An 11,442-nucleotide genomic window follows, 5' to 3' on the forward strand; every position below is an offset into this window, starting at 1 on the left:
CCAGAAATGAGCTCTCCGAAGACCAATCCTCTGCCTCTTTGGACGGCAAACTTGGTATCCGTCTCGGCGAACTGATCGAAAAGCAGGTTCACGGGCTTCCGGGCCATTTCCGGCAGCCGATCCAGGTGCTCCTCCAATCGATCGACGTTCTGTACGCCCTTCGTCGCTATGATACCGAACTCCGTCATGTGGGCTCGGATGGTGTTGCCGATCTGCGCGCGTTGGCGAACCAGAAAGTTTCACGTGCGGTGAAGAACCAGAACCGATGAGAAGGCTTCGCTCTTGATGGCGACAAACCGCATCGAGGGACGCGTTACGGCTATCACAGATGGCGGCCGCATCCGCGGCGTTTGTCTTCCGGCGCTTCATGTAAGGCTTCACATAGGACGGTGGCATCAGCCGTGTCCGCCGTCAGCCCCTATGTCCCAGAATTGGGTTTGAGATTTAAGGAGAGTTCTGGTCTCGTCTGAAGGACGAAAGACCCAGAATGACGACGAAAACCACGAAGACGAAGAAGCCCACCGCGCAGGTGGTCAAGGATATCCGCCGAGCGACCCGGCGGCATTTTTCTGCCGAGGACAAGATCCGGATTGTGCTCGATGGACTGCGCGGGGAGGACAGCATTGCCGAGCTGTGCCGCCGCGAGGGCATTGCCCAGAGCCTTTATTACACCTGGTCCAAGGAGTTCATGGAGGCCGGCAAGCGTCGCCTGGCCGGTGATACAGCGCGTGCGGCGACCAGTGACGAGGTCAAAGACCTGCGTCGAGAGGCGAGCGCTCTGAAAGAATGCGTGGCCGACCTGACCCTGGAAAACCGCCTGCTCAAAAAAAGCATGCTGGGGGATGGGGAAGACCAGGAATGAGATATCCCGCTTCCGAAAAGCTCGAGATCATCCGGTTGGTCGAACAATCGCACCTGCCCACCAGGCAGACGCTGGACCGGCTGGGCATTCCTCGCCGGACCTTCTATCGCTGGTATGATCGCTTTTCCAATGGCGGCCCCGAGGCACTGGAAGATCGATCCTCTGCGCCCAGCCGGGTGTGGAACCGTATCCCATCCGATATCCATGACCAGATTATCGAGATGGCGCTGGAACACTCCGAGCTGAGCCCGCGCGAACTGGCGGTGCGCTTCACCGATGAAAAGAGCTACTTCATCTCGGAAGCCAGCGTTTACCGGCTTCTCAAGGCCCATGATCTGATCACCAGCCCCGCCCATGTGGTGATCAAGGCGGCCAATGAGTTCCACACCAGGACCAGTCGTCCCAACCAGATGTGGCAGACCGATTTTACTTACTTCAAGATCATCGGCTGGGGCTGGATGTACCTGTCCACGGTTCTGGACGATTACTCCCGCTACATCATCGCCTGGAAACTGTGCTCGACCATGCGGGCCCAGGACGTCACCGACACGCTGGACATGGCATTGGCCGCTTCAGGCTGCGATCAGGCCCATGTGCTGCATCGTCCGCGCCTGCTGAGCGACAATGGGCCCAGTTACATCGCTCAGGATCTGGCGGATTACATCCATGCCAATGGCATGGACCATGTTCGCGGCGCCCCCATGCATCCCCAGACACAGGGCAAGATCGAGCGATGGCATCAGACGCTCAAGAACCGCATCCTGCTCGAAAATTACTTCCTGCCCGGTGATCTCGAAAGCCAGATCGAGGCCTTCGTCGAGCACTACAACCATCGGCGCTATCACGAAAGCCTCAACAATGTGACACCAGCCGACGCCTACTTCGGAAGGGCCGCGGCCATCATCAAACACCGAGAAAGGATCAAACGCAAAACCATCCAACATCGGCGCTTGCTGCACCGCAGCATCGCCGCTTAACATCAATGCAACGACGAGCCAAACTCTCCGCTAATCCCGACACCAATCTGGGCCAAAGCATCTGACGACGGACAGCATCAGCCGGACATCATGCCCTATCGCCTGAAGCTTGCGCCTTTCCGAAAATGACGCTCTCGGCGAGAAGGAGCCCTGCGCCGCACACGATGCCGACATCTGCCATGTTAAAAGCTGGCCAGTGCCATTCACCAAGGTAGAGGTCCAGAAAGTCCGTTACTCCGCCAAGGCGCAGTCGGTCGACTATGTTTCCAATCGCTCCGCCCGCGATTAAACCCAAGGCAAGCACGACTATGCGCGACGTCGCTTGCGACATCCAGATCAGGAGCATAACGAGCACAGCCGAAGCGAGGGCGACCAACAACCATTGCGACATGCCGCCAAGAAGCCCAAAGCTCACACCCGTATTTCGTCCCAGGATGATGTTGAAAAAGTCGGTGACCGGAATGACGCGCGGCGGGACCATAACATGGTTCACGATCCACCATTTCGTAGCTTGGTCGACGACAAACCACGAAATCGCTGCAAGAAGGCCAAGACGGATCATACCTAAATCGTTTCTCCTTCGGCTGAGTTCGCGAATGATGCGTGGCCTCCTTGATATTGGGGGCGCTTTCCATGCGGCTGCTCACAAGTTCAAGCGTGCTCATCGCGATACGTTGTAGCCCAAGCTCTCCACCGCCTTGAAGACAGCGTCCTGCGATGTCTTCGAGGGATTGAGCTTGACAAGCGCACTATTGTCGATGAGCGAAACCTTGGCAGCCTCAACGCTAGGCAGTGCGCGCACTGCTGACTCGATCTTGTCGACACAGCGTGCGCAATCCATGCCCTCAATCTTGAATTCAATGATCATTGATACTCCCGCTGTCACTGATATTTCCTCTGTATGAGGATGGTGACCAAGCTGGCATCTCTGGTAGCTAGAGGGTCAATAGCCATACCTCAGATTTTCTGCCTGACTTGACGCCTCTGGAGAATTGGCGTTTTCAAGCTTGCTCGTCTTTCCGTGCCTTCGGGCGATATGCGGGTGTAATCTAGACGGTCAGGAACGTCCTCATGCTCTCTCTGCGGCTTCGATCTCAGTTGGCCGGTATTGCTATCGTCCTTGTGGCGGAAGGCGCGGCGATAGCCATGCCCACCGGCGTCTTCTTGCTCCATCCCGGCAACACGGCCCCCAGCGGAGCCGATTGTCGCAGTCTATCGGCCCGCGTGCGACCCTCCGTCGAAAAGGCAGAAGCATGGTACTGGGGACGCGCGCCTTTCGGCTCGGAGATGGAGTTCTACCTGTTCCTTAGTAAAACCAGGATGGAAACGACATTTTCGGCCGAAGGCGACTACGACACCGGAGAGCTTCGCAATCTGCAAACGAGAGGCGACAAGACGACGTTTGAGCTGGTGCCCGACGATCATCCGGCCCAAGTCGTAAGCGGATGGATCGAGCAGAGCCGCGACGGCTCAGTGCTTTCCGTTACGCTACATGACGTTCCCACGATCGCCGCCGAAATGGACCGCACTACCTATTACTGCAGCTTCGATGCGGGCACGCAAATCTGACCGTCAGTGTTCGGTCATGCAGAGATCGTGATTGGCGAGCGATCTGATGACGTAGCAATCCTTCATATGGCCGTCGTGACAGGTGCCGACCATCCGGGTGAGTTCGCGCTCGAGCTGCTGAAGTCGGCCGATCTTGTCACGAACCATCTTCAGCTGGCGTGCGGCAATCTGGTCGGCATCCTTGCACGGGCGTTCCGGATGAGCGCTAAGATCGAGGAGTTCGCGGATAGCCTCAATAGTAAAGCCGAGGTCGCGCGCATGCTTGATGAACGCCAGGCGCTCCCGGTCCGACGTTTCGAACCGGCGCTGGTTGCCCTCCGTCCGGTCTGCGGGTTTCATCAAGCCCATTTCCTCGTAGTACCGTATAGTCGGCACCTTTACCCCGGTCTGCTTCGACAGCTCTCCGATCGTCAGCAAAGCTAACACTCCTTGCTCCAAGTTTCTCTCTCCCTCCAGAGACATGCTATCCCTATCTTCCTGCAACACGACAAATGGTCCTCCCAGTTGAACAATTTGTGATCACTTTCACTCAACCCGCACCTGTATCGTGAACGTCATTCGGACAGAGACTCATGAAGCCAAAATTACATCTTCTCCTCTTGGCCGTGGTCGCGGTGCCCAGCATCACCGTTGAAGGCAGCGCACGGGAAATCCTGGTCTCGCACGAGAATTCGGTGAAAATGCTCCAGATCGAGCATGCCGAGGTGCTCATCTCTTCTTCAAATACGTCGTTGCGGACGATGTATCTGACAATATGGAACGGGACGACCTCCTCAGAAAACCTGATCGGTGTTGAAAGCGACAGCTTTACCGGCGTCACGGTCTTCAGAAATACCTTCGGCCGTCGTGAGCGAATGAATAACGTCCTGACGATTCCTGCCCATGCCGAGCTCAAGATGGTGGAACCGGGAGTTCATCTGGCGCTTGACGGATTTGTCGCCAATCCGCTTCAGCCGAACACCATGCCGCTCACATTACGGTTCGAACGCAGCGGCTCCATCACGGTAAACGCAAAAATTGTGCAGGACAGGAGCGAGCTGACCCACCACCGTCATGGCGAACAAGATACTCCATCCGAGTGACACTCGATGACCGAAGCCGGTCGGTAAACACAAGACTAAATAACACAGGCAGATTTTCGAGGTATTTGAATTTAATTTATCATATTGATTTTATTTGATTTTTCCCAGTGCTGCGTAGATTCTCTCCATCAACAGTCGGGGAGACAGGACAATGAGGACTATCTGGGGCACGGCAATTGCCTTTCTCATGCTTTGCTCGGCAGCGGTGGCAAGTGCGGCGCATTACAACCCAACACAAGCCGATCGTCCCAACATGCGGACGTTCGGGACGACCTCAATGCCGTATGGCTATTATGATTATTGTCAGCGTTACAAGGATCGATGCGCGCGCCGGGCGGGAGGGACGATGGTCGAACTCACACGCTCCGCATGGAGCAACATCGTCCGCATCAATGCTGAAGTGAATAGCATTCCAGCCTTGACAGATATGGAAATCTACGGCGTTGAGGAGTTCTGGGAATACCCGACGAGCGCAGCAGATTGCGAAGATTACGCACTTCTCAAACGCCAGCGTCTAAACGAAATCGGCTATCCGCTGGGCGCACTGCTGCTCACCACCGCACGAGATGCCAAAGGCGGCGGCCATGCGGTACTCACGGTCGTGACATCTCTGGGTGACTTCATCCTCGACAATCTCGAACAGAAAGTACTGCTTTGGAGCGATGCGAAGATTTACTTCCTGAAGCGTCAGTCCCAGCGGAACCTCAACCAGTGGGTAAGCCTACGCACCGACGAAGAATTTCTTATATCTTCCGGTAACAACCATGCGCCTTCAACCGCTGCCACGAGCGTGAACAGGTAAACCGCGAAGCCTCCGTAGATCATCTCCATGGTGTTATGGCCGAGGCCCACACATACCAGCGCGAAAACCAGCGTCAGAACGGAGTAGGCGGCGGCACCCGCGGCGAAGAAGGAAAATATGAAAAGCGACATGAACTGGACCGCTGTCTCCCGAGACTGCGGTCCATTGTTTCACAGCAGAATGGAGCCGGCCATTCAAGGCCGTGTGATACAGATGTTATTCTGGCGTCGATACCGCTGCGGGAAGGCGCGTCTCGGCCTGAATATGATACAGGCTGAAGCTGAACACCGCGGCAATGAAAAGGACGAGCCCCAGAAGCACGACCATGTTCATTTTTGATCGGCGGCGTGTGATTCGCAGCGTTTCTGCACTAGTCAGATGGTCCAATCTCTTCACCGTTCTAAATTATCTTCAGGCCCGCAAGCAGGGTTGCTCCCTTTAAACCCCAACTGACGCGAGCAACAGGAGGGTCGATGCGGTGATGTGTCGCTCGCGAATTCGTCAGACGCAACCGGCCGTTAACTATGCTAGCAACAGAATAAGGATGGTGTTCTCTGCCGCTCCGAGGCTCGGATCTGGTTCTGTTTCATGTTCTACGCGTTAAAAGCAATGTCCGTCGGCCTTCTTGCCATTTCACTCAGCGGTTGCGTCTCGAGTGTGCTGGATGTCGACAACAAGGCTTCCCAGCCTATTCCGGCCTTGCTGGTCGCCGAGATGTCGAGAAAGTCGATGTCTCCCTCTTCGCCGATCCTTGTTCGCATTTTCAAACAGGAGAGCGAGCTGGAAATATGGAAGCAGGATCGCACCGGCAAATATGCTCTCCTGAAAACATACCCGATGTGCCGATGGTCCGGGAAACTCGGCCCGAAGACCCGTGAAGGCGACCGTCAGGCGCCGGAAGGCTTTTACCACGTCAATGCGGGAATGCTGAACCCCACCTCCCAATATTACCTGTCTTTCAATCTCGGCTATCCGAACCGGCTTGAAGCGGCACTGGGGTATTCGGGCGACGCCCTGATGGTGCACGGCGCCTGCACCTCCTCGGGATGCTATGCGCTAACCGATGATGGGGTCGCCGAGATCTACGCCGTCGCGCGCGAGGCTTTGAAGGGCAGCCAACAGTCCTTTCAGGTTCAGGCTTTTCCCTTCCGCATGACGCCGCAAAATATGGCGAAGCATCGTGATGACCCCAACTTTGCGTTCTGGACCGACCTGAAGCGCGGCTACGACAGCTTCGAGGTAACGCGTCGCCAGCCCAGGATTTCGCATTGCGGCGGTCGATATGTCGTGGACACAGAGTTTGAGGCCGGCGAGCCGCGCAATCCACTTGCTGCCTGTCCACCGGCCGTCAACCAGTCTCATCCGGCGATAGCCGATCGTACGCAAACCGATTTACGACAGGCAGACATGCTGGTTTCGAGCGGGAGTGCGCTGTCAGCTCATTCTTACGTAGACGGTGGGATGCATCCGAGCTTTCGCAGGCTACTGAAACGGAATGGTCAGGATGCGCTTGCGAAGCGAACATCGCCGCGGTCTTCTGTGCCCGTCAGTCGGCCCGACGCAGCGCTCGCGGACCCGCATTCTCCGGACGAGTAACGGACATGTTGCGTGGTTTTCTGTCACTGCTGGTCGCCCTGTTGTTGACCCTGCATTTGAGCGCTGCAGCGTCCATCGCGGCACCGGCAACAGACGGTCGCAGCCTGGTTTCATCAGATCTCTTCATAAATACTGGAGAAAGCTCCGAAATCTCTGCGGTCGACGACAACAATCCCGCACCGGAACCCCTCCCTTCATCCTGTCACGATCATTGCGCCAAACTGATGGCCTACACCGCATATCCCTCGGTGCCAACAACTGTCGAACCATGCAGGGATTTTGGCGAGTTCCGCTTGGAGTCAGCCGGCGTTTCCGGCTTACTCCGACCTCCCCGATAGCAAGACGCAAGGGGTGTGAATACGACGGCGGGCAAGCCTTTGACCGTCGAGCAATGTATCGCACTTCGCCCTTCAGTACGACCGCTAATCGCGGCGATATTGTCAGCTATAAGGAGCGAAGCTTTGAGCTCGAATTATCAAGACGTGATGCTATCACGTCGCAAACTTCTCACTGTGGCTGCGGCTGCGACAGCAACTGTGGCTCTACCAGGCTGTGCGACAATCCAGGTTGCGCCAGCCACTCCCGAACCCGAAAAACCCGCTGTAGATGTCGGATATGCCCGGATGTATGGGGCGATGCCGGAGGAAGATTACCCAATCCCTGCTGTCGATTTAAGCAAGGTGAAGCGTCGCTACTATCGTCAACTCGTCAACGATCCGACCGGCGAACGGCCTGGGACGATTGTCGTCGACACCTCCGCATTCCATCTCTATCTCGTGCTGCCCGATGGGAAGGCGATGCGCTACGGCGTAGGGTTGGGACGTCAGGGTTTTACATGGTCAGGGTCTGGCGTCATTCAGTACAAGCGGCGCTGGCCGCGGTGGACTCCTCCTGAGGAAATGATTGCGCGACAACCAGAACTTGAGAAATACAGCGCAGCCAATGGCGGCATGGATCCAGGGCTTAACAACCCGCTCGGTGCACGCGCTCTCTATATTTTCCAGGATGGTGTGGACACACTTTACCGAATTCACGGCTCGCCAGAATACTGGACCATCGGCAAAGCCGTATCCAGCGGATGCGTCCGACTGATCAACCAGGACATCATCGACCTCTACAATCGTGTTTCGACGCCGGCACCCGTGATCGTTCGGGGCGGTTCGACAGCTTAGATGTCAGCACGAAAAATCACTTGAACCTCTAGCGGGCAGAGCTTGTAGCCTCCGGCTTTCAAAAGGATTCACCCATGAAACGTCGCAATTTTCTCATCTGCACTTCAGCCATGGCGCTGGCTTGCGCTGCATCGCCACTGGCATTTGCACAGCCAACCGAGCAGGAGCTTCTCGTGCCAGGAGCCCTGCCGGACAAGACATTCGGCACCGACGATGCACCTGTAACTATCATCGAATACGCGTCTCTGACTTGTCCGCATTGCAGAACATTCCATATCGACGTCTGGCCCGGCCTGAAGGAGAAATATGTCGATACCGGAAAGGTGCGCTTCATCATGCGCGAATTCCCGTTCGACCCGCGCTCCACCGCCGGCTTCATGCTGGCGCGGTGCGCGGGCGACGAAAAGTGGTATCCGACCCTCGACCTTCTTTATCGAACCCAGGAGACATGGGCCCGCGCCTCAGACGGAACAGGCGCCATGAAATCTGTCATGGGCATGACCGGCATGGACGAAGCCGCGTTCGAAGCATGCCTTCAGAATGAGGAACTGATGCAGCAGGTGCAAGCGGTTGCAGAAGTTGGGCGCGGCTTTGGCGTCGATTCCACCCCTACTTTCTTCATCAATGGCAAAATGTACAAGGGTGCTCTGAGCGTCGCGCAGTTCAGCGACACCATCGATCCGCTGCTTGCAGCGTCGGGCCAGTAGGGACGCCATCAGATGACAATCTTATTTTCCAATTCTTCAAGAAGCCTGCGTCGGATCGCCCTGGCTCTTCTGATGACCACAGCATGTAGTTCGGCATTCGCACAGCCGGAAGACGTTGTCGCCCGCGTGAACGGTAGCGACATAACACGTGCAGACGTCGCGGTGGCTCAGGAGATGTATGATTCCCAACTCGGGACCATGCCAGACGATGCCAAACTCTCTGTTATCGTCGATACGCTGATCGAAATGCGGATCATCTCCGACGCAGCGAAGAAAGCAGGTATCGCAGATCAGGACGAATACAAGCGCCAGATGCAGTTCTTTGAACAGCAGACACTGCGGGCCAATTTCATGGAGCAGAAGGCCGCTGAAGCCGTTACCGAAGACGCTATCCGCCAAATCTACGATCAGCAGGTCGCTTCGATACCGGTGGTTACCGAGCGACGGCTGCGCCATATCCTGGTGGCATCTGAAGACGAGGCGAAGCAGATCATCACTGCTCTCGGAGAAGGTACCTCCTTCGCCGATCTTGCCGCCAAGAGTTCCCTCGATGCCGTGTCGAAAGTAAACGGCGGAGATTTGGGCTTCGTCCCCGAGGGGCAGACAGTACCGGAAGTCGATGAGGCGGCCAAAAGGCTGAAGACAGGCGACTACACCAACGAGCCGGTGCGGTCTCCATTCGGGTTTCACGTCATCAAGCTCGAGGAGAGCCGCGATAGGCCGCCACCCGCCTTCGAGTTGGTCGAACCGCAAATCCGTCAATCTCTGAAGGCTGCCGAAGAACGTCGGATTTCAGCTGAGTTGCGGGCCATAGCAAAGGTCGAGAAGCTCGTGCCGGATGTTAGGGCTCCGCAGGAGGATGATGGCCATGACCATTGACCGTCGGGCGTTCGGCTTTGGCCTTCTGGCTGCCGCTGCGGGTTCTCTCACGCCGGTCAGCGCTTTCGCAAATGCTCGACCTGTCAAAATCGAGCAGCGATTTCTGCCCCAACGGGTCAGACACAATTTCACGGAGCCTGTCGGTACCATCATCGTCGCGCCGCGTGAGCGGTTTCTGTACCTCCTGGAAAGCCCTACGCTGGCACGCCGCTACGGGATAGGGGTGGGTAAAGCCGGGCTGGCGTTCAAGGGCAGCGCAATTATCGAGCGCAAGGCCAAGTGGCCTTCATGGCGCCCCACACCGAACATGATCAAGCGAGACCCGCAACGTTATGCAAGACACGCAGGCGGCGTTCCGGGTGGCCCGAATAACCCCCTCGGTGCGCGAGCGCTCTACCTCTATCGAAACGGACGCGACACATATTACCGCATTCATGGAACCAACGAGCCGTGGACGATCGGCAAGGCGGTTTCCAACGGATGCATCCGCATGCTCAATGATCACGTCCGGGAACTCTATGAGTTAACGCCCATAGGTACGCGCGTCGTGGTGGTGTGATGAACCGGCACATCCTCGTCATCGGGGCTGGCCAGGCCGGTCTTGCCGCAGGCTACCACCTGCGCAGGGCCGGCCTATCTTACATCATCGTTGACGGGAGCAACCGCGTTGGCGATGTCTGGCGTAACCGATATGACAGCCTGACTTTGTTCACCACCCGTCAGTTCAGTGTGTTGCCGGGAATGCAGATTCCGGGCAACCGGGACGGCTACGCCGATCGCGACGAGTTCGCCGAGTATCTGGAATCTTATGTCCGGCACTTTGAGCTTCCGGTCAAACTCGGGGCACACGTGTCGCGTCTGGCCAAGTCTGCCGACGGTTTCGAAGCGATGCTCTCAAATGGCGATATCATCTCTGCAACCGAAGTAATAATCGCCACCGGAGCATTTCAGGTTCCGATCGTTCCCCCCATCTCAGCGGAGTTGGGTTACGAGGTCCTGCAGTTGACGGCGGCAACATTCCGCAACTGCAACCAGTTGCCCGATGGGCCCGTTCTGGTAGTCGGAGATGGAGCAAGCGGACGCGACATAGCGATTGAATCCAGGAAGCGCCAACCCGTCCTGCTCTCCGCCGGCAAACCGCGAAAGCTTCTACCGGAACACATTCTGGGAAAGTCGATTTGGTGGTGGCTCAACCTTATTGGCGCATTGGAAGCACCGGCAACATCTTTCCGGGGCCGCATAGTCAGAAAAACCGACGCTTTCCCGGACAGGGGTTTGCGAGACGAGGCATTGCAGAAGCTCGGTATCCGGCTCATGAGCCGGCTTGTGGGGGCGGAAGCAGATGTCGTGAAGTTTTCAGACGGCAAACTCGCTCAGGTCCGTACGGTGATCTGGGCTGTTGGCTATCGCGACGAAACCGAATGGGTGGACATCGAAGACGCAGTCCATGCCAAGACCGGCTTCGTCCACTCAGAAGGCGTGTCTCCGGTTAAGGGCCTCTACTTCCTGGGGAGGCCATGGCAGCGCAATCGCTCTTCCGCTCTGATCATGGGTGCAGGCCCTGATGCCGCGTCAGTGATCAGGAAACTGAGAACTGATCACGTGCAGGCGTAGCGACACCTCGTCGATTCACGATGTAGTCATCGTCCAATATACGACAAGAATGGTTTGGTGACAGCGTAGGTGCCGCACGACGGCACGGTTTCGAGGCCGAAGCTTTCCAAACATCAGTATAGCGTCGCACCCGTGACAAACCGCCTCGCGCATCCGCTTGGCGGTTGATCCGCTTCGCATGT

The 11,442-nt window shown here is 56.8% G+C and carries 13 protein-coding genes and 1 pseudogene; 10 read left to right on the plus strand and 4 right to left on the minus strand.

Features of this window, described 5'->3' with window-relative positions; genetic code table 11:
• Window positions 1–402: pseudogene (locus NA8A_RS24780) on the minus strand (hypothetical protein); the annotation flags it as partial.
• Window positions 403–487: 85 nt separating this feature from the next.
• Between NA8A_RS24780 and NA8A_RS22040 the strand changes: the two are divergent.
• Window positions 488–1,839 (plus strand): IS3 family transposase gene (locus tag NA8A_RS22040; RefSeq protein ID WP_086006188.1). Its coding sequence is split into 2 segments (ribosomal slippage): window positions 488–824 and window positions 824–1,839, totalling 1,353 coding nucleotides; the frame shifts between segments, so codons are not numbered across the junction.
• A gap of 88 nt (window positions 1,840–1,927) precedes the next feature.
• Here NA8A_RS22040 and lspA read toward each other — a convergent pair.
• A complete protein-coding gene (gene lspA / locus NA8A_RS22045) occupies window positions 1,928–2,401 on the minus strand; it encodes a signal peptidase II (protein WP_009452636.1) in 474 nt (157 codons plus the stop codon).
• A gap of 99 nt (window positions 2,402–2,500) precedes the next feature.
• Window positions 2,501–2,707: a heavy-metal-associated domain-containing protein gene (locus NA8A_RS22050; protein WP_009452637.1), complete on the minus strand. Its 207-nt coding sequence runs from the start codon at window positions 2,705–2,707 to the stop codon at window positions 2,501–2,503.
• Between the two features lie 203 nt (window positions 2,708–2,910).
• On the opposite strand from NA8A_RS22050, the gene NA8A_RS22055 reads away from it, so the two are divergent.
• Entirely contained in the window at window positions 2,911–3,408 is a 498-nt protein-coding gene (locus NA8A_RS22055; protein ID WP_009452638.1) for a hypothetical protein, read from the plus strand.
• A 3-nt stretch (window positions 3,409–3,411) separates the two neighbouring features.
• Here NA8A_RS22055 and NA8A_RS22060 read toward each other — a convergent pair whose 3' ends face one another.
• Window positions 3,412–3,825: a MerR family transcriptional regulator gene (locus tag NA8A_RS22060; RefSeq protein ID WP_035029533.1), complete on the minus strand. Its 414-nt coding sequence runs from the start codon at window positions 3,823–3,825 to the stop codon at window positions 3,412–3,414.
• 155 nt (window positions 3,826–3,980) lie between these two features.
• Between NA8A_RS22060 and NA8A_RS22065 the strand changes: the two genes are divergently transcribed.
• From NA8A_RS22065 to NA8A_RS22100, 8 genes are all read left to right on the plus strand, one after another.
• Window positions 3,981–4,490: a copper chaperone PCu(A)C gene (locus tag NA8A_RS22065; protein ID WP_009452640.1), complete on the plus strand. Its 510-nt coding sequence runs from the start codon at window positions 3,981–3,983 to the stop codon at window positions 4,488–4,490.
• Between the two features lie 151 nt (window positions 4,491–4,641).
• Window positions 4,642–5,292 (plus strand): transglutaminase-like cysteine peptidase, encoded by a 651-nt coding sequence (locus NA8A_RS22070; protein ID WP_035029367.1) that lies wholly within the window; start codon window positions 4,642–4,644, stop codon window positions 5,290–5,292.
• Between the two features lie 588 nt (window positions 5,293–5,880).
• Window positions 5,881–6,888: a L,D-transpeptidase family protein gene (locus NA8A_RS22075; protein WP_240532841.1), complete on the plus strand. Its 1,008-nt coding sequence runs from the start codon at window positions 5,881–5,883 to the stop codon at window positions 6,886–6,888.
• A gap of 485 nt (window positions 6,889–7,373) precedes the next feature.
• Window positions 7,374–8,060 carry a L,D-transpeptidase gene (locus tag NA8A_RS22080; RefSeq protein ID WP_035029365.1) on the plus strand — a complete coding sequence of 229 codons (687 nt, stop codon included), beginning with the start codon at window positions 7,374–7,376 and terminating at the stop codon, window positions 8,058–8,060.
• A 74-nt stretch (window positions 8,061–8,134) separates the two neighbouring features.
• A complete protein-coding gene (locus NA8A_RS22085; RefSeq protein WP_009452645.1) occupies window positions 8,135–8,767 on the plus strand; it encodes a DsbA family protein in 633 nt (210 codons plus the stop codon).
• Window positions 8,768–8,779: 12 nt separating this feature from the next.
• Window positions 8,780–9,646, plus strand: coding sequence for a peptidylprolyl isomerase (locus tag NA8A_RS22090; RefSeq protein WP_009452646.1), 867 nt, complete (start codon window positions 8,780–8,782; stop codon window positions 9,644–9,646).
• Complete coding sequence (locus tag NA8A_RS22095) at window positions 9,630–10,205, plus strand: L,D-transpeptidase (protein WP_009452647.1); 576 nt, start codon at window positions 9,630–9,632, stop codon at window positions 10,203–10,205. Before NA8A_RS22090 ends, NA8A_RS22095 begins: the two co-directional genes overlap by 17 nt.
• A complete protein-coding gene (locus tag NA8A_RS22100) occupies window positions 10,205–11,260 on the plus strand; it encodes a flavin-containing monooxygenase (RefSeq protein ID WP_009452648.1) in 1,056 nt (351 codons plus the stop codon). Before NA8A_RS22095 ends, NA8A_RS22100 begins: the two co-directional genes overlap by 1 nt.
• Window positions 11,261–11,442: the final 182 nt, after the last annotated feature.

The organism is Nitratireductor indicus C115, from assembly GCF_000300515.1.
Taxonomy (GTDB): Bacteria; Pseudomonadota; Alphaproteobacteria; order Rhizobiales; family Rhizobiaceae; genus Nitratireductor; species Nitratireductor indicus.

What these genes read in the sequence shown, in the direction of transcription:
- NA8A_RS22055 (WP_009452638.1), top strand. Translation starts at nt 2,911, where the DNA reads ATGCTCTCTCTGCGGCTTCGATCTCAGTTGGCCGGTATTGCTATCGTC.
- NA8A_RS22100 (WP_009452648.1), top strand. Translation starts at nt 10,205, where the DNA reads ATGAACCGGCACATCCTCGTCATCGGGGCTGGCCAGGCCGGTCTTGCC.
- NA8A_RS22075 (WP_240532841.1), top strand. Translation starts at nt 5,881, where the DNA reads ATGTTCTACGCGTTAAAAGCAATGTCCGTCGGCCTTCTTGCCATTTCA.
- NA8A_RS22085 (WP_009452645.1), top strand. Translation starts at nt 8,135, where the DNA reads ATGAAACGTCGCAATTTTCTCATCTGCACTTCAGCCATGGCGCTGGCT.
- NA8A_RS22080 (WP_035029365.1), top strand. Translation starts at nt 7,374, where the DNA reads ATGCTATCACGTCGCAAACTTCTCACTGTGGCTGCGGCTGCGACAGCA.
- NA8A_RS22070 (WP_035029367.1), top strand. Translation starts at nt 4,642, where the DNA reads ATGAGGACTATCTGGGGCACGGCAATTGCCTTTCTCATGCTTTGCTCG.
- NA8A_RS22095 (WP_009452647.1), top strand. Translation starts at nt 9,630, where the DNA reads ATGGCCATGACCATTGACCGTCGGGCGTTCGGCTTTGGCCTTCTGGCT.
- lspA (WP_009452636.1), bottom strand. Translation starts at nt 2,401, where the DNA reads ATGATCCGTCTTGGCCTTCTTGCAGCGATTTCGTGGTTTGTCGTCGAC.
- NA8A_RS22065 (WP_009452640.1), top strand. Translation starts at nt 3,981, where the DNA reads ATGAAGCCAAAATTACATCTTCTCCTCTTGGCCGTGGTCGCGGTGCCC.
- NA8A_RS22050 (WP_009452637.1), bottom strand. Translation starts at nt 2,707, where the DNA reads ATGATCATTGAATTCAAGATTGAGGGCATGGATTGCGCACGCTGTGTC.
- NA8A_RS22090 (WP_009452646.1), top strand. Translation starts at nt 8,780, where the DNA reads ATGACAATCTTATTTTCCAATTCTTCAAGAAGCCTGCGTCGGATCGCC.